Below are 18,188 nucleotides of genomic sequence, written 5' to 3'. Positions count from 1 at the left end.
AATCCGCGCGCGCATGCGGCCGGCCTGAACGCAGTACCGGCGACATGCTGAACCCATCCGAAAGCCATGCGCGCACACGGCGCGCTGCCCGTCCGTGACCGTCAGGAGAGGACCAGAATGAAACGCGATACCCCAAGGTTGCTTGCCGACCGGGCCCGCTTGCTTGGCCCCAATGTCTCGACCTTCTATGATGACCCGCTGCATCTGGTGAAAGGCGAAGGCGTCTGGCTCTGGGATGCCGAGGGCCGCAAGTATCTGGACTGCTACAACAACGTGCCGGTGGTGGGCCATTGCAACCCCCGCGTGGTCGAGGCGATCTGCGCACAGGCAGGAACCCTGAACACACATACACGCTATCTGCATGACGGCATTCTCGATTACGTCGAGAAGCTGACCGGCACAATGGACGCCGCACTCGACAGCGCCATCCTGACCTGCACCGGGTCCGAGGCGAACGACATCGCCCTGCGCATGGCCGAGGGCATGACCGGCAAACGCGGCATCATCGCGACGGATGCCACCTATCACGGCAATACTGCGCTGGTCAGCCAGCTCAGCCAGTCGAACCGGCCCACGGTCGGCTTTGGCCTTGGCCAGTATTTCCGCTTTGTCGAGGCTCCTGACAGCTATCGCAATCCCGATCCCGACGGCACGATCTTTGCAATTTCTGTGGCGGAGCAGATCGCGGAACACGAGAAAAGCGGCATCGGCTTTGCCGCGCTGGTCATCTGCCCCTATTTCCTGAACGAAGGGTTCCCCGATCATCCCGATGGCTGGCTGAAACCAGTCGCCGACGTCGTGCGCAAGGCCGGCGGGCTGCTGATCTGCGACGAGGTGCAATCAGGTTTCGCGCGCACCGGCACCCATATGTGGGCGCATCAGAAGATGGGCGTGGTGCCCGATGTGATGACACTGGGCAAGCCGATGGGCAACGGCCACCCGGTCGGCGGTGTGGTGACGCGGGCAGAGATCCTGAAAACCTTCCGGGGCGGCTATCGCTACTTCAACACCTTCGGCGGCAACCCGGTATCCTGTGCCGCGGCCATGGCGGTGCTGGAAGAGATCGAGGACAAGCAGTTGCTGGCCAATTCCAGGACCGTCGGAGCCTATGCCCGCGGTCGCCTTGAAGCCTTGCAAGACAAGCACCTTTGCATCGGTGACGTGCGCGGCTCGGGTCTGGTCTTTGGCGCAGAGATGGTGCTGAACCGCGACACCAAGGCCCCGGCCAGCGCCTTTACCGATCAGGTGATCAACGCGCTGCGCCACCGTGGCATCATCCTGTCCAAGCTGGGGCGGCACAAGAATACGCTGAAGATCCGGCCACCCCTGCCGTTTTCGACCGAACATGTCGATCTGCTGATCGAAACGCTGGATGAGGTCCTGTCCAGCACGCCATTGCAACCATGAACGCCATTGTCGAACAGGCGCTGGCGCTCTGGGGGTTCGCAGGGGCTTCCTGGTCGCTGGTCGCAGCACGCGAGAACCAGGTGTTCCGCGTCGATCACGCAGATCGCACCTATGCCCTGAGGCTGCGCCGCCCGGGCTACCGCACCGAGGCGGAGTTGCGCTCTGAACTGATGTGGATGGCGGCGCTGGATCGCGGCGGGCTGCATGTGCCCAGGCCGGTGCCCTCGGCCTCCGGCGCGTTGCTGCACATGGTTGGCGCACATGCCGTTGACGTTCTGACATGGCTGCCCGGCGCCCCTGTCGGCAAGACCGGGGTTGCCCTTCAGGTCAAGGACGGCCTCACGCTGTTCCGCAACATCGGCCGCGAAATGGCGCGCTTGCATGAGGTCTCTGACAGCTGGTCCCGGCCGGAAGGCTTCACCCGCCAAAGCTGGGACCGCGCGGGTCTGGTCGGAGAGACACCTGTCTGGGACAGGTTCTGGGACAATCCCACGCTCTCTGACGCGGACCGGTTGCTGTTCCTGCGGCTGCGCGACACCGCCCGCGACCGGTTGGCACAGATTGGCGACAAGCTGGATTTCGGCCTGATCCATGCCGATCTCGTGCGGGAAAACATCATGGTCGATGGCGACAGGCTGCAGCTGATCGACTTTGACGACGGCGGTTTTGGCTACAGACTGTTCGACATCGCGACGACGCTGATCCGCAACCAGAACGAACCGAACTACGACGGTCTCAAGGCCGCGCTGATCGAAGGCTATCTGTCGGTCCGCGATCTCGATCTTGCGGCGCTGGATCTCTTCGTTGTTCTGCGCGCCGCAACCTATGTCGGCTGGATCATCACCCGCATGAACGAAGACGGCTCCGGGGCGCGCAACACCCGGTTTGTCACCCATGCGCGGGCGCTGGCCCGGGCCTACCTGTCTGAACAAGGAGCAACCAGATGAACCGTTACACCGGAAAGACCGTCATCGTGACCGGCGCTGGCACCGGGATCGGCGCGGCATCGGCCAGGCGGCTTGCTGCCGAAGGCGCCAATGTCATTCTGACCGGCCGCCGTGCCGAACCGATAGAGCGTGTCGCGGAAAGCTGCGGCGGCGTGGCCGTGGCGGGTGACGCCGCCTCGCGCGCGCATATGGAAAGCCTTGTGAGTCTCGCGCGCGACCGCTTTGGCGCGTTGCACGCGGTGGTCTGCAATGCCGGCGGCTTCGGCTACGGGACCTTGACAGAGATCTCGGACGAAGACTGGGGCGCTTCGGTCGAGGCCAATCTCAACACCGCCCTGGTCACAGCACGGGCCGCGATGCCTGCATTGATCGAAACCCGTGGTAACGTGCTGATGATGGCCTCGATTGCCGCGCTGGCAGCGGCACCCGAGTCCTGTGGCTATGTCACGATGAAACACGGGCTGATTGGCCTGACCAGATCGATTGCGCGTGATTTCGGCGGGAAAGGCGTGCGCTGCAACGCGATCTGTCCGGGCTGGGTGCGCACCGAAATGGCCGACATGGAGATGCGCGAACTGGTCGAGCGTCGCGACCTTGGCGGAATTGAAGAGGCCTATGCCCTGGTTACCCGCGACGTCCCGCTTGGCCGCCCCGCCACCGGCGAGGACATCGCCGCCGCGGTTGCCTTCCTTTGTTCGGAAGAGGCCGCGATGATCACCGGCGCGGTGCTGACCGTTGATGGCGGTGCCACAGCGGTGGACGTGCCGACGCTGTCTTTCTCCGACCCGGCGTAAGGTCTGCGGGCCAGGGGCCGCAAGCGCAAGATCGTCGCCGGTGGCATCACCCTTTACCGTGTCGCCCTTCTGCGCCAGCGCAGGGCTGTCGCAGGGGCGATGCGGCTCTGACCCCTGGCTGAGGCCCGTTTTGACGGGATGTCTCCGGCAGTCAGAGCAGGGCGCACCCGGCAAGGGGCCCGCCTGCCGGCAGAGCGGCGTCAGTCTTCTCCGAGGAAGGAGGCAAGCGGCAGATGTTTCTTGACGATGGGCGATTTCAGGATGACGAAACTGAAATATTTGTCGATGCCGATGTCCCGTTCAACCAGGTTTTCCATGATCGTCTGATACTCGGTGATCCCGGCGGTGACGAACTTTACGAGGTAATCATAACCACCGGACACAAGGTGGCATTCGATCACCTGGTCAATCTTTTCCATCGCGGCAAGGAAGCGGGCAAAATCAATCTGACGGTGGTTTTTCAGCGTGATTTCCGTGAAAACCATCAGGCTTTGGCCAAGTTTCGATACGTCGATCTGTGCGGCGTAACCGGTGATGTACCCTTCGGCCTGCAGCTTCTTGACCCGCATCAGGCAGGGGCTGGGCGACAGGTAAACCAGTTCGGCAAGTTCGACATTGGTGATCCTGCCGTTCTTCTGGAGTTCAGAGAGAATCCTGATGTCGATCTTGTCGAGGGTCATGCAGGCGCTCCAATTCGTCCTGGGAAAGTAATACGTGGCATAGGGCGGGCCGTCATCTGTTTCGTGCGGGCGGGTGCCGAAGGATTTCTGTCCCACTTGCCGGAATGCCCATTTCCTGTGCAAGCTTCACAGCGGATGTTTTGACAAAACTTCAACATATCCTTCGGGCGCGGGCAATACACCGACCGGGCCAGGGGGATCCTTCGCCTCATCATGCACCGAAAAAGGTGCCATATGCGGCGCAGAATAATCTGCCAGACCCGGACATCAGATCAGTTTATCCTGCCGTCTGCACGTGGTGATTTGGTGACTCTGCCCCCCGATAGGGATCACAATACTTGGATTATCGGCGAGGACTACACAACGGTTCACACGCAAGGAAAGTGCAGCATGACAGCAAGCCCCCAGACAGACGACAGCCATGAACTGGCGCTATCGGTGCGCGGTCTGACCGTCAACCTGCCCCATGGCATGGAACGTGCCCATGCGGTCGAGGAGGTCTCTTTCGATCTCGAACGTGGCAAGATCCTCTGTGTGATCGGTGAATCGGGGTCGGGCAAATCGGTGACCGCAAATACCATCATGGGGCTTCTGCCTCGCGTGATCGGTGTCAGCGCCGGCTCCATCACGCTGAACGGGCTCGAAATTGTCGGCATGGATGCGGAATCCCTGCGCAGCCTGCGCGGACGGGTGGTGTCGATGATCTTTCAGGACCCGCTGTCGGCGCTGAACCCGCTGATGACCGTGGGCGCGCAGGTAGACGAGGCCATGCGGGCGCATGGGATCGGCACACAGGCCTCACGGCGCAAACGGGCGGTGGAACTGCTGGACGAAGTGGGGCTGCCGGACCCTGCGCTGATGTACAATCAATATCCTTTCCGCCTGTCCGGCGGGCAACGCCAGCGGGTGATGATCGCCATGGCGCTGGCGCTTGAACCCTCGATCCTGATCGCGGACGAACCGACCACGGCGCTGGACGTGACCACCCAGGCGCAGATCCTCGAACTGATCCGCGACATCCAGCGCCGCAAGGGCATGAGCGTGCTGTTCATCACCCATGATTTTGGCGTCGTGGCAGAGATTGCCGACAATGTCGTGGTGATGGAAAAAGGCCATGTTGTCGAACGGGGCACCGCAGACCAGGTTCTGAAGGCGCCCGTACACCCCTATACCAAACGGTTGATCGCCGCCGTGCCGCATCTGACCGACAAGGACCGCCCGTCATTGCAATCCACAGGCAGCGATACGGTGCTGAAGGTCGAAGGGCTGACAAAGACCTATCGCAGCGGCAGCGCCCTGCTGCGCACCCAGCGTGTGGTGCCTGCCGTGCGCGATGTGTCCTTTGAACTGGCCAGCGGCCGGACGCTGGGCGTGGTGGGTGAAAGCGGATCGGGAAAATCCTCGCTGGGGCGGTTGCTGACCAAGCTGATGGACTGCGACGGGGGGCGCATCCTGTTCGAAGGCCGTGACATCGCGCCGATGGCAGAGACCGAGTTCCGCCCGCTGCGCCAGCGCATCCAGATGATCTTTCAGGATCCTTTTGCATCGCTGAACCCGCGCGCGACGATCGGGCGGATTCTGACCGTGGGGCCAACCGCCCACGGGATGCCCTATGCCAAGGCCCGCAAAGATGCCCGCGCCCTGCTGGATCTGGTCGGGCTGGATACCGGGGCCTACGGGCGCTACCCGCATGAGTTTTCCGGCGGTCAGCGGCAGCGGATCGGCATTGCACGCGCGCTGATGTTCAAGCCGACGCTGCTGGTTGCCGACGAAGCTGTTTCGGCGCTGGACGTATCGATACAGGCGCAGATCCTGGAACTGCTCGACAAGGTCCAGCGGGAAACCGGGATCTCGATGGTCTTCATCACCCACGACCTGCGCGTCGCCAGCCAGATTTGCGACGATATCGCCGTCATGCAGCGCGGACGGATCGTCGAAATGGGGCCGCCGTCGCAGATCTTTCTCAACCCGAAATCCGATTACACCCGCGAGCTGGTGGCCGCCATTCCCGGCGAAAGCAGCAACCGCCCCGAATTGGCCGCAGCCGAGGGCTGAGCGCCGATATCCAAAGCCGTCACAAGAAACGTCACAAAACCAACCCGATAAATCCAACACATGGGAGACTAAAATGACCAAGTTCAACAAAACCAGCGCAGGCTTCTCACGCCGCGACGCCCTGCGGGTTCTCGGCGCCGGGGGCGCTGCGGGCCTTTTCGCACCACATCTGCTGGGCAAGCCCGCTTTCGCCCAGACACCTCCGGCAGCGCCGACGGGCCGTATCGTAGTCGGCCTGTCGCAGGAACCGACCGTGTTCAACCCGCTGATGCCGCATATCGAAGTGGATGACGGCGTGAACTTCTCGATTTTCGACGCGCTGTTCCGCATCAGTGTCGATGGCGTCATCGGGCCGAACCTTGCCAGTGAAGTGCCCAGCCAGGACAATGGCGGCATTTCCGAGGACGGGCTGAACTGGCGCATCCGCCTGCGCGATGATGTCACCTGGCACGATGGCACACCCTTCACCGCCGAGGACGTCAAATATACGCTCGAACTGATCGTGAACCCCGATTTCCGCGCCTGGCGGACCACCGGCCATGATCTGGTCCGCGACATCACCGTTGTCTCGCCGACCGAGATCACCTGGCGGATGGAAGAACCCTTTGCTCCCTATCTGTCGTTCCTGACCGAAACCTTCATGGTGCCCAAACATATTCTTGAGGCCGAGGTCAACCCCAATGAGGCCGCGTTCAATCAGGCGCCGGTCGGCACCGGGGCTTTCAAATGGGGACAGCGTCTTGCCGGTGACCGGCTCGAACTGGTGGCCAACGCGGATTACTTCGGCGAAGGCCCCTATGTCGAAGAGCTGATCTTCAAATACATCCCCGACATGACCGTGCTTTACGCCCAGTTCAAGAGCGGCGACATCGACCTGGTAGGCAACGCCTACATCACGCCCGACAACTACCAGGAGGCCAAGGATCTGGCAGACCGGGTGGTGACGGTTGAACCCAAGGGATCGGTTGAATCGATCTATCTCAACCAGGAACTGCCTGTCTTCAAGGACCAGGCCGTGCGCGAGGCGCTGTATCTGGCGATGGACCGGACGGCGATCATCGACGCGCTGTACTATGGGGTGCCCACCCCGGCCGAAACCTTCATGCCGCCGCAGTCCTATTACTACAACCCGGATCTGCCGAAGCAGGAGTTCAACCTCGACCGCGCACGCCAGATCCTGGACGAGGCCGGCTGGGTGCCGGGCGCCGATGGCATCCGCGAAAAGGACGGGCTGCGCCTGTCGTTCAACAACTCGACCACCGTCGGCAACCACCTGCGTGAACAGACCCAGCAGTTCCTGCAGCAGACCTTTGCCGAGATCGGCGCAGAGATGAAGATCGAGAACCTGCCCCCCGCCGTGATGTGGGGCGATTTCTGGGGCCAGTCGCAATTCGACTCGGCCATGGTCGGCATCACCTATCTGGTCGGCGGCGACCCGGATGTGACCTATCGCTTCCACACCGATGCCATCGCGGCCAAGGGCGGCAGCGGGTCGAACAACGCGCAGTATTCCAACTCCGAGGTCGATGCCCTGCTGGTGGAAGGCAGCCGCACGTTCGACCCCGAAAAGCGGCGGGAGATCTACTTCAAGGTGCAGGAGATCATCCGGCACGACCTCCCGTTCCTGCCGCTGTTTGCCTACACCAACCTCTATGGTCGCAAGGCAGGCATCGAGGGCTTCGAGGTCAATACCAACACGCGGACCGAATCCTGGCACGCTGCGGCCTGGTACTGGGCCTGACCTGACCTCCGGTGTCCGTGGCAGAACGCTCCGGACACCGGGCACAATGTAACGCTACCTGTCCCGGAAGGAGGAGAATATGCCTGCATTCCTGCTCAAACGCTTCGCGCAAAGCATCGTGCTGCTCGTGATCGTTTCAATCATCGGATTTGTCGTACTCAACCTCATTCCGGGCGGACCGCTGGCGCAATTTGCGCTCGACCCCGGCATGACCGAAGCGGACAAGGCCCGGCTCGCCGAACAGCTCGGGTTGAACCGCCCGCTTTTGGTGCAGTATTTCGACTGGGCCTGGCGGCTGCTTCAGGGCGACTGGGGAATATCCTTCCGCGACGGGAACCCGGTTCTGACCGTGATCGGCCGGCATCTCTTTGCCACTTTCCTCCTGATGGGCTCCTCGACCGTCATCGCCATCGCGATCGGGACCTGGATCGGTATCCGGGGGGCGACCCACCGCTATTCGACCTTCGATTATGCCGCGACCGTGGGTGCCATGGTTGCCCTGTCGATCCCGACCTTCTGGTTCGGTCTGATCGGCATCTACGTCTTCTCGCTGAAACTGGGCTGGCTGCCAGCGGGCAACATGTATTCCATCGGCAACGGTTCGGTACTGGATTACCTGCATCACCTGATCATGCCCTCGGTGGTGCTGGCGCTGGTCCATATCGCGGTCTGGAGCCGGTACATGCGCACCGCAACGCTGGATGCGATCAGCCAGGAATTCGTGAAAACCGCCCGCGCCAAGGGCGTCACCGAACGCCGGGTGCTGATGAAACATGTCGTCGGCAACGCGCTTTTGCCGATGATCACCCTAGCCGGGGTGCAGCTGCCCTCGATCCTGACCGGCGCGCTGGTGACGGAAACCGTCTTTACCTGGCCGGGCATGGGGCGGCTGTTCCTCGATAGCCTCGGCTACAGCGACTACCCCGTCGTAATGGGATTGTTGATGTTCTCAGCCATCCTGACCATCGCAGGCAACCTTGTTGCCGATATTGTTGTCGCGCTGGTTGATCCACGCATTCGTCTGGCTTGACGCCCGACCCAAGGAGAAGGAAGCCACCGAGATGACCACCCTGACCGCAACCCACTCCCCCAGCCGCTGGTGGCAGAGCCGGGTGCTGCGCCGCTTCCTGAGCCATCGTCTGGCGCTGCTGGGGCTGTTGATGATCACCCTTCTGACGCTGGCCTGCGTTGTCGGCCCCTATCTGCTGCCCTACGACTCGCTTTACATCGATTTGCGGGCAAGGTTCGCGCCGCCCTTTGCCAGCGATCACTATCTGGGCACCGACCCCCTGGGGCGCGACATCGCGGCACGGCTGTTCATGGCTGGCCGGATCTCGCTGCTGGTGGGCTTCTTCGCCATGGTGCTGTCGATCTTCGTCGGCACGCTGGTCGGCGTGATCGCGGGTTACCGCGGCGGCTGGATCAGCGCCGTGCTGATGCGGACGGTCGACGGGTTCCTGTCCTACCCGACCATCTTCCTGCTGCTGGCGCTGGCCGCAGCACTGAAACCCAGCCCGGTGATGATCACCATCATCATTGCCGTGACCAGCTGGATGGAGGTCGCCCGGATCGTCGAGGCCGAGGTCCGTTCGCTCAAGGAGCGGGAATTCGTGCTTGCCGGGCGCATGCTGGGGCTGGGCCGGTCGCATATCATGTTCCGCGAGATCCTGCCCAATGCCATGGGGCCCATCATCGTTGCCGCGACCCTGACAGTGGCCCGTGCCATCCTGCTGGAAGCCTATATCAGCTTTCTGGGTTTCGGAATCCAGCCGCCGCTGCCAAGCTGGGGCAACATGCTGAACGGGGCGCAGCAATACCTGGCCAGCGCGCCATGGCTTGCAATCATACCAGGCATTGCGATCACCATCGCGGTGTCCAGCTTCAACTTTATCGGGGACGGTCTGCGCGACGCGCTTGACGTCCGCAACGACACCGTCTGATAGGATATACGATGGCCAAAACATCCCGGCTTGCTGACAAGGCGACACCGTTCTGGTGGGAAGCGGCCCCGCCCGGACCGGTGCCTGTACAGCCCCCCGCCCGGTCGGTGGACGTGGCCATTGTCGGCGTCGGCTATGCCGGGCTGGCTGCGGGATTGACCCTGGCCCGGGCGGGCCGCTCGGTCGCGGCCTTTGACGCGATGCATCCGGGCGAGGGCGCATCCTCGCGCAACGGCGGCATCACCAGCGGCTCGATCCGCCCCAGCCATGCCGCGATAACAAGGACCTTTGACGAGGCCACCGCCTATGCCATCGAAGCCGAGAGCAAGACCGCGCGGGAATTCCTGTACGACTTCATCCGCAGCGAGGAGATCGACTGCGACTTCCGGCTGACCGGCTTGTTCAAGGGGGCGCTGGGGTTCGGCCAATATGACACCATGGCCCGGGGTGCCGAGGCCCTGGCGAAACGGCTGGGGATCGAGACCTATGCGGTTCCCCACGGGGAACAGGAGCAATATATCGGCTCCGGCTTTTACCGTGGCGGCGTTGTGCGCAAGGACATCGGCGGGCTGCATCCGGGCAAGTTTCATGCAGGCCTGTTGCAATTGGCACTGGCCGCCGGTGTCGCCGTGCATGGGCACACCCCGGTCACGGCGATCAGGCGCGAGGGCGCGACATTTCGCGTTCAGACCCCGTCAGGCACGGTCGAGGCGCGGCAGGTACTGGTCTGCACCAACGGCTACACCGATGGTGCCGCCCCCTATCTGCGCCGACGTCTGGTGCCGGTGCGCAGCCGGATCATCGTCACCGAAGAGCTGCCGCCCGAGGTGATGGACCGGCTGATGCCGCAGCGCATGATGATGGGCGAGGGGCGGCAGCTGGGCTATTACTACCGCCCCACACCAGACGGCAAACGCATCCTGCTGGGCGGGCGTGAAAGCGGGCATGGGGGCGACGCCACCGTGCCGACGCAACGGCTGCGCCGTGGGCTGGCCGAAGTCTTCCCCGAGCTGGAAGGGGTGCATCTGTCGCACAGCTGGTATGGCAATGTGGCGATGAACCGCGACATGCTGCCCCGGATCTTTGAAAAGGACGGGATCGTCTATGCCAGCGGGTTCTGTGGCTCGGGCGTCGTCTGGGCACCCTGGGTCGGCACCCGCGCGGCGCACCGGTTGCTGGGCAATGGCGAAGAGGGCCGTTCCGCGCTGTTCTCCCGCCCGCCTGCTGCGGTGCCGCTCTACCGGGGCAACCCGTGGTTCATGCCCGCGATCATCAGGGGCTATGCCCTGCAGGACCGCATCGCATGGTGGCGTAGCAAACGATAAAGCGGATGACCGCGATGTTCGACGACGCAATTGTGGCCGCGCTCTGGCGCTATCCGCTCAGCACGCTGGGCGGCGAGCGCTGCGAGACCCTCCGGATGGTCAAGGGCGGGCCGGTTGGTGACCGGACCCATGGGCTTTTCGATGCGGAGACAGGCGAGACAGCCTATCCGGTGCGCGATCCCCGCTGGAACCGGGCGCCCGATATCCAGGCACGGATCCGCAACGACCGCCCCCAGATATCATCCGATGGACAGGTCTGGCTGGATGCGGAAAGCGAGGCGGCCCGTGACATGCTGTCGTTGCATTTCGGCCGCGCGGTTCAGGTCCGGCGGCACGGCACGGCGCTGGCAGACGGCACGGCGGCCCGGCCGCGCTACACCATGGCGCCGGTACATCTGATCAGCCGGCAGGCGCTGGCGCAATTGTCCCGCCTCCTTCCGCAAAGCAACATGGATGCGCGCCGCTTTCGCCCGAACATCGTGGTCGATTTGCCCGATGCCCCGGAGGGTATTCCGGAATACAACCTGCTCGGCCAGCGTTTCCGGATCGGGAATGTCACCCTGCGCGGTGTCTCCCATTGTGGAAGATGCGGGTTTACCACTCTGGCGCAGGGCGAATTGCCGGGCGATCCCGACGTTTTGCGGACGCTTGTGGATCGGTTTCAACGCAATCTTGGCATCTATTGTGTCATCGAAACCGAAGGCGCGATTGAGCTTGGCCAGCGGCTTGAACTGCCGCAGCCCCGGCCAATCGTGATCGTGGGCGCGGGCCAGGCCGGCGCGATGGCGGCACGTTCCTTGCGCGAAGCAGGCCATCGCGGGCCGGTGCAACTGATCGGCGACGAAGCGCATCCGCCCTACGAGCGGCCGGAACTGTCAAAGACGCTGTTCCGGAGCGTGCCGCAGACCGATGCGATGACCCCGGATGAGGCAAAGCGCCTGAACATCGACCTCTGCCTCGGCCAGCGGGTTGTCGGGGTGGATCCTGATCGCTGCCGGGTGACCCTGGCCGATGGCAGCAATCGCGACTACGCACGCCTGATCCTCGCGACCGGCGGGCAGGCGCGAAACCCGATGGCGCTGTCCGGTCCGCGCGTGCACAGGTTGCGCACCCGCGATGACGCACGGGCCATCGCCCTGGCCGCGCCACGCCGCTTGCTGATCCTCGGGGGCGGCTGGATCGCGATGGAGGCCGCTGCCGCCGCCCGTGCCGCCGGGATCGAGGTGACGGTTCTGGTGCGTGGACCGGCGCTGGCCCACCGCCTGTTGCCGCCTGCGGTTTCCGATCACCTTGCCGCCATGCACCGCAGCCATGGTGTTGATCTTCGCCTGGGCGTCAGCGCTGAATTCTCTATGGATGACAACGCGGTCCGCGCCCAGATCGGCGACAGTGAGATTACGGCTGACATGCTGCTGATCGCCGTGGGGATCGCGCCCAGCGATGATCTGGGTCGCCAGGCCGGGATCGCCTGTGACGGAGGGATCAGCACGGATGCCGCAGGCACGACCAGCAATCCGCTCATCCATGCGATTGGCGATGTGGCGTCACAACCCGGGCCGGCAGGCCTCGGGCGGATCGAAAGCTGGCAGAACGCCAATGATCAGGCGCGCGCCTGCGTGCGTGCCATGTTGGGTCAGCCACTTTCGGCCCGCGCGCCCCTGCGGTTCTGGTCGGATCAATTTGGCAAACGCATTCAAATTGCCGGGCGCCCGACTGCGAAAGCCCGCCTTTGCAACGGACCCGGGGACGGGGACCGGCCATTTTGGGACTTTGGCGATTTTGCGATCGGCATCGACCGCCCGCAGGAGATTCATCGTTTCGATTCCGCACCACGACCAAAGACCGCGCGCCGTCAGCCGCCTAGGCCAGCCGGGCCGGGACGCTTCCTTGTCGCGGGTTCCGCTGTGGTGGAGGGCGCGGTGCTGCGTGTCGATGACCCTAAGCTTGGCGCATTGGCCGTCACCCGCATCAATGGTCAGGTCCATGCGGTTGCGGATGCCTGCCCGCATGCCGTGGCTTCCTTGTCGGATGGTTTCGTGGCGGATGGTCACATCGTTTGTCCCGTGCATTTTGCCGAATTCGATCTTGTCGATGGCACCCCGCGCAATGCGCCTGCCGGTTGCGGGAAACTGACCATCCGTGCGGTCAGTGAAACGGGCGATAAGATCCTGATCCACGACCGGGAAACATAGTTTTCCATGTTTGCAGGGGTTTGCCGGTTCGTGGCCATGGTTCACCTGACATGTGCCACCGGGCTTCCCCCAATTTACGGAATCGCGAGCATGAAATTGCGCCGGGCGGGCAGCATCCGGCAGGACCTGCCGCCGGAACGGCAACTTTGGACAAGATCGCCGGGCAGGCTGGTGCATTTTGTCCGGGCAGATCAACGCGCCGGTTGGCGCACCAGCAGAAAGACCTCACTATGTCCCTTATTGTTCCGATTGATACCGCCCCCGAATTCGCCCCCCGCGAAGATGTGGCAGCCCCCGACCGCCTGATCGAAGGCGCGCCTGCCTTTCGCACATGGGCGCAGGACGAAGCCTGGGCCGAAGCCGCGCAATGGGGTCAGATTCGCACCGGCGTATGGGAAGCCACGCCCGGCACGACAAAGTCGATGAAGGGCGAAACCTTTGAATTCTGTCATATCCTGTCCGGACGCGTCGAGATCAGCGAAGACGGCGGCGGAACTTTCAGCTTTGGTGCGGGCGACAGCTTTGTGATGAAGCCGGGCTTTGTGGGCCAGTGGAAAACACTGGAGACCCTGCGCAAGATCTATGTCACCGCAACTCCCGTCACGGAGTGAGCGTGATGCAGGCATCGGGTGCCGCATTGCTGGAGCAGCTTGTCGGCTTTCCCAGTGTGGTCGGCACACCCAATGACAGGTTGATGCAGTTTGTTGCGGATTACCTGCGCAAACACGGGGTGCCCTTTCACCTGCTCAAGGGACCGGAAGGCGACCGGTACAATCTGTTCGCCACCATCGGGGATGCGTCACGGCCCGGCTATATATTGTCGGGCCATGTCGATGTGGTGCCGGCGGGCGAGCCGGAATGGCTGGATGATCCCTTTGTCCTGCGCCGTGACGGCGGGCGGCTGATCGGGCGGGGCAGTTGCGACATGAAGGGCTATGTGGCTGCGGTGCTGGCCGCCGTGCCCGAACTGGTCGGAATGGAGCTGTCCGCCCCTGTTCATATTGCGCTGTCCTATGACGAGGAGGCGGGCTGTCGCGGGGTGCCGCATATGATTGCGGCGCTGCCGGATCTATGCGCGCTGCCCTTGGGCTGCATCGTCGGAGAGCCGACCGGGCTGGTGCCTGTCCTGGCGCATAAGGGCAAGGCGGCGCTGCGGCTCGTGGCCGAGGGCCGGTCGGGCCACAGTTCGCGCCCCGATCAGGGTGACAATGCCATTCATGCGCTGTTGCCTGCGCTGTCCGTTGCACGCAAGCAGGCCGAGGCGCTGCGTGAAGGGCCGCAGGATGACCGTTTCGCGCCGCCCTATTCCAGTCTTCAGATCGGCACGGTGCAGGGCGGTCAGGCGCTGAACATCATCCCCGATCACGCCGAAGCCAGCATGGAGGCGCGGGCGATTGCCGGGGTTGATCCCAAAACGCTGCTGGCACCGGTGATGGCGGCGCTGGGGCCGGGGGTGCGCGGCGAATGGCTGTCGACTTATCCGGCGCTGTCGCTGGAGGCGGATCATCCGCTGGCCACACTGGCCGCGCACATCTCGGGGCATGAACCCCTGGGTGCTGTCAGTTTCGGCACCGAGGCGGGGCTGTTCCAGCAGGCTGGCGTCGCCTCGGTCATCTGCGGACCCGGCGACATCGCACGCGCGCACCGGCCCGAGGAATATCTGACCGAAGACGAACTTGCGGGGGCAATTGCGATGGTCCTGGCGCTGGGGCGTCATCTGGCGTCCTGATCCGCTTTGCGCTACGCGGCATTTTCTGTGGCCGAGCAACTGCGCCGCCGCAGAAAACTACCGCAACGGGCGGGGATCAAAACAAAACTGCCGCGTGCGGGGGCCTAGACTGGGCACAAACAGGACGGAAAATTCATGACTGCTATCAAACCCGCATCGGCCAGATTGTCGCGAGACGATGTTCGGATCACCGCCTTTGAGCCCTCCCATCTGGATGGCGCACTGCGTCTGTCGACGGAGGCCGTCTGGCCGCACCGTGCCGAGGACTGGCAGCTGACGCTGTCGGTCTCCAGGGGGGTTGTGGCGCTGCGGGACGGCAAAGTTGTGGGCACTGCATTGTGCTCTGCCTTCGGCGATGTGGCGACGATGAACATGATCATCGTCGATGCGCAGATGCGCGGACGCGGGCTGGGCCGGTCGCTGATGGAGCAGGTGATTGCCATTGGCGGTGCGCGCGAATTGCGTCTGACCGCCACTGCGGACGGGCTGCCGCTTTATGAAAAGATGGGGTTCGTGGCCTGTGGCGAAGTGTGCCAGCAGCAGGGGATTGCCCAGGCGGCGACGCCTGAGTTGTCCGTTCGAACCGGTGATGCGCAGGACATACCCACGCTGGCAGCGCTGGATTTGCAGGCTTCGGGCATGTCGCGGGCGGGATTGCTGGGGGCGATTGCCGCGCAGGGCGAAGTGCTGCGCTGCGAGAACGGATTTGCCCTGCTGCGCGATTTCGGGCGCGGGCGGGTGCTGGGGCCGGTGGTGGCACGGGACGCGGCCAGCGCTGCGGCGCTGATGGCCGAGGCGGCGCGCCGCTGCGCGGGTGGTTTCCTGCGTGTTGACCTGCCTGCCGACGCGGGCATGGGCGAGACCGCAACGCGGCTGGGTCTGCAAGCCGCTGGCGGCGGCATTGCCATGAAACGCGACGCGCGAACCCGCGCGCCGTCGGAATACAAAACCTTTGCCCTTGTGTCGCAGGCGCTGGGATAACCTGAATGGGACGTCAAATGTTGACCAATTCTCTTGTCGAGCTGGACCGCCAGCACCTTGTTCATCCGGTGTCGTCCTTCCGCGGCCACGAGGCCCGCGGCGTGCGCGTCCTGCGGTCGGCCGAGGGGGCGACTGTCACCGACAGCGAAGGGCGCGAGCTGCTGGACGGGTTTGCGGGCCTTTGGTGTGTGAACGCGGGCTATGGCCATGAAAGCGTGGTCGAGGCCGCTGCCGAGCAGATGCGCAGGCTGCCCTATGCCACGGGATACTTCGATCTGGGGTCGGAACCCCCGATCCGGCTGGCCGCCGCCCTGGCCGACCGTGCGCCGGGCGATCTGAACCACGTCTATTTCACCCTTGGCGGGTCGGACGCGGTGGACAGCACCATCCGCTTTGTCCGTTACTACTGGCAGGCCAGGGGCAAGCCCGGGCGCGATCAGTTCATCTCGGTCGAGCAGGGCTATCACGGCTCAACCACGATGGGCGCGGGGCTGACCGCGCTGCCCGGTTTCCATGACGGGTTCGGCGTGCCCTATGCCTGGCAGCACAAGATTTCCTCGCATTATCTTTATCGCAATCCGCGGGGCGATGATCCGCAGGCGGTGATCGAGGCATCGGTGGCCGAGCTGCGCGCCAAGGTGGCCGAGATCGGAGAGGACCGCGTTGCGGCCTTCTATGTCGAACCGATCCAGGGATCAGGCGGCGTGCTGGTCCCGCCGCCGGGCTGGATCAAGGCGATGCGGGATCTGTGCACCGAACTTGGCATTCTCTTTGTCGTCGATGAGGTCATCACCGCATTTGGCCGCACCGGCCCGATTTTTGCCAGCGCCGACGAGGGCATCGTTCCCGATCTGCTGACCTGCGCCAAGGGTCTGACCTCGGGCTATGTGCCGATGGGGGCGGTCTTGATGTCGGATCATGTCTATGAGGTGATTGCCGATGGTGCAGGGGCCAAGGCTGTGGGGCATGGGTTCACCTATTCCGCGCATCCGGTCTCGGCGGCGGTGGCGCTTGAGGTGCTGGCGCTTTATGAGGGCGGGCTGTTCATGAACGGCATACGCGCAGGCAAACGCCTGATGGCGGGGCTGGAAACCCTGCGTGATCATCCCCTGGTCGGCGATGTGCGCGGACGCGGGATGCTGGCGGCGGTGGAACTGGTGACCGACAAGGCGCGCAAGACACCCCTGCCGCCCGAAGTGCAGCCTGCAACGCGGTTGTTTGACCGGGCCTGGGAACAGGGTCTGGTGGTGCGGTCATTCCCGCAGGGCATCTTTGCCTATGCGCCGCCTCTGTGTTGCACCGAAGACGAAATAGACGAGATCGTGGCGCGGACCCGCAAGGTTCTGGATATCACCCTGGACGATCCCGAAATTCGCGAGGTGTTGCGCTGATGGCATTGCTGTTCCTGTCCAGCGCCGAACGCGCAGCGGTCTGGGTCGCGGCCTTTGAGGCGGCGGGTGAAAAGATCATCGTGGGCGAAGAGGCCGTCACCGACCCGGCCGATGTCACGCATCTGTTGTGCTGGACACCCCCGAAAGATCTGCAGCGCTATCCCAACCTGCAGGTCGTGATCAGTTCCGGGGCCGGGGTGGACCAGATGCCTGCCTTGCCCGCAGGCATGGAACTGGTGCGCGCCCTTGATCCGGGTATCGAGGAGATGGTGCGCGACTGGGTGGTAATGGCAACATTGATGCTGCACCGCACGATGCCGGCCTATCTGGAACAGGCAGGGCAGGGCCAATGGAAGCCGCAGGCGGTGTCGCATGCGCGGAACGCCCGCGTCGGGATCATGGGCATGGGCCGGATCGGCACATTGGCGGCACAGACTCTCGGCGCCATGGGTTTCAAGGTCAGCGGCTGGTCACGCTCCGGGCGGGCGGTGGCGGATGTTCCGGTTTATGGCCTGCAGGATCTGGACAGGTTTCTGGGCCAGAGCGATATTCTGATCTGCCTGCTGCCGCTGACAGCCGAGACGCGCGGCATCCTGAACGCCACTCTGTTTGCGAAACTGCCGGAAGCGGCGGCGCTGGTGCATGCCGGGCGCGGGGCGCAGCTGGACATGCAGGCAATGCGCGACGCGCTGGACAGTGGCGCGCTGCGGCATGCGATGCTGGATGTGACCAACCCTGAACCGCTGCCTGCCGACCATTGGGCCTGGCATGATCCGCGGGTGATTGTCACGCCGCATATCGCGGCCGTGACCGACCACCACGCAGGGGCGCTGCATGCGCTGGAGGTGGTCCGCGCCACGCGCGCCAAAAGCCCGCTTCCCGGGCGTGTCGATCAGAACCGGGGGTATTGAGCGCAACCGGCGGTGCCGCGCAGGTTTCGTTTTTGTGAACAATTACAAGACCATATCCTGCGACGCCGCGCAGCAGGCGATATGATGAAGGTCTG

At 63.8% G+C, this 18,188-nt stretch carries 15 protein-coding genes; 14 read left to right on the top strand and 1 reads right to left on the bottom strand.

The features are described 5' to 3' along the window. Positions 1-117 precede the first annotated feature (117 nt). The 3 genes from PVW51_RS08550 to PVW51_RS08540 are packed head-to-tail and all read left to right on the top strand — an operon-like array spanning position 118 to position 3,148. Positions 118-1,407: an aspartate aminotransferase family protein gene (locus PVW51_RS08550; RefSeq protein ID WP_274574548.1), complete on the top strand. Its 1,290-nt coding sequence runs from the start codon at positions 118-120 to the stop codon at positions 1,405-1,407. Then, a complete protein-coding gene (locus PVW51_RS08545; RefSeq protein WP_274574547.1) occupies positions 1,404-2,354 on the top strand; it encodes a phosphotransferase enzyme family protein in 951 nt (316 codons plus the stop codon). Before PVW51_RS08550 ends, PVW51_RS08545 begins: the two co-directional genes overlap by 4 nt. Further along, positions 2,351-3,148 carry an SDR family NAD(P)-dependent oxidoreductase gene (locus PVW51_RS08540; RefSeq protein WP_274574546.1) on the top strand — a complete coding sequence of 266 codons (798 nt, stop codon included), beginning with the start codon at positions 2,351-2,353 and terminating at the stop codon, positions 3,146-3,148. Before PVW51_RS08545 ends, PVW51_RS08540 begins: the two co-directional genes overlap by 4 nt. A gap of 200 nt (positions 3,149-3,348) precedes the next feature. On the opposite strand, the gene PVW51_RS08535 is transcribed toward PVW51_RS08540, so the two are convergent. Further along, positions 3,349-3,828, bottom strand: a complete 480-nt coding sequence (locus PVW51_RS08535; RefSeq protein ID WP_114277533.1) for an Lrp/AsnC family transcriptional regulator — start codon at positions 3,826-3,828, stop codon at positions 3,349-3,351. A gap of 390 nt (positions 3,829-4,218) precedes the next feature. Between PVW51_RS08535 and PVW51_RS08530 the strand changes: the two genes are divergently transcribed. From PVW51_RS08530 to PVW51_RS08480, 11 genes are all read left to right on the top strand, one after another. Next, entirely contained in the window at positions 4,219-5,883 is a 1,665-nt protein-coding gene (locus PVW51_RS08530) for an ABC transporter ATP-binding protein (RefSeq protein WP_274574545.1), read from the top strand. Between the two features lie 73 nt (positions 5,884-5,956). Next, entirely contained in the window at positions 5,957-7,624 is a 1,668-nt protein-coding gene (locus PVW51_RS08525; protein WP_274574544.1) for a peptide ABC transporter substrate-binding protein, read from the top strand. 79 nt (positions 7,625-7,703) lie between these two features. Continuing rightward, a complete protein-coding gene (locus PVW51_RS08520) occupies positions 7,704-8,654 on the top strand; it encodes an ABC transporter permease (RefSeq protein ID WP_274574542.1) in 951 nt (316 codons plus the stop codon). A gap of 31 nt (positions 8,655-8,685) precedes the next feature. Then, positions 8,686-9,564 (top strand): ABC transporter permease, encoded by an 879-nt coding sequence (locus tag PVW51_RS08515; RefSeq protein WP_114276850.1) that lies wholly within the window; start codon positions 8,686-8,688, stop codon positions 9,562-9,564. An 11-nt stretch (positions 9,565-9,575) separates the two neighbouring features. Then, complete coding sequence (locus PVW51_RS08510) at positions 9,576-10,889, top strand: NAD(P)/FAD-dependent oxidoreductase (protein ID WP_274574541.1); 1,314 nt, start codon at positions 9,576-9,578, stop codon at positions 10,887-10,889. 14 nt (positions 10,890-10,903) lie between these two features. Further along, entirely contained in the window at positions 10,904-13,081 is a 2,178-nt protein-coding gene (locus tag PVW51_RS08505; RefSeq protein ID WP_274574540.1) for an FAD-dependent oxidoreductase, read from the top strand. A 230-nt stretch (positions 13,082-13,311) separates the two neighbouring features. After that, complete coding sequence (locus tag PVW51_RS08500) at positions 13,312-13,692, top strand: cupin domain-containing protein (protein WP_274574539.1); 381 nt, start codon at positions 13,312-13,314, stop codon at positions 13,690-13,692. A gap of 5 nt (positions 13,693-13,697) precedes the next feature. After that, the gene (gene argE, locus PVW51_RS08495) at positions 13,698-14,810 is read left to right on the top strand and encodes an acetylornithine deacetylase (RefSeq protein ID WP_274574726.1); all 1,113 of its coding nucleotides are present in this window, start codon (positions 13,698-13,700) and stop codon (positions 14,808-14,810) included. Between the two features lie 135 nt (positions 14,811-14,945). Further along, positions 14,946-15,791 (top strand): GNAT family N-acetyltransferase, encoded by an 846-nt coding sequence (locus PVW51_RS08490; protein WP_274574538.1) that lies wholly within the window; start codon positions 14,946-14,948, stop codon positions 15,789-15,791. A 17-nt stretch (positions 15,792-15,808) separates the two neighbouring features. Then, positions 15,809-17,182 carry an aspartate aminotransferase family protein gene (locus tag PVW51_RS08485; RefSeq protein ID WP_274574536.1) on the top strand — a complete coding sequence of 458 codons (1,374 nt, stop codon included), beginning with the start codon at positions 15,809-15,811 and terminating at the stop codon, positions 17,180-17,182. Next, positions 17,182-18,093, top strand: coding sequence for a 2-hydroxyacid dehydrogenase (locus PVW51_RS08480; RefSeq protein WP_274574534.1), 912 nt, complete (start codon positions 17,182-17,184; stop codon positions 18,091-18,093). The genes PVW51_RS08485 and PVW51_RS08480 overlap by 1 nt, the downstream gene beginning before the upstream one ends. The last annotated feature ends 95 nt before the right edge of the window (positions 18,094-18,188 follow it).

Origin of the sequence: Sulfitobacter sp. PR48 (assembly GCF_028807335.1) — a bacterium.
In the GTDB taxonomy this organism is placed as follows: domain Bacteria; phylum Pseudomonadota; class Alphaproteobacteria; order Rhodobacterales; family Rhodobacteraceae; genus Sulfitobacter.
The sequence above is the reverse complement of the archived record's forward strand: the minus strand, read 5'-3'. Positions and strand labels throughout refer to the sequence as shown.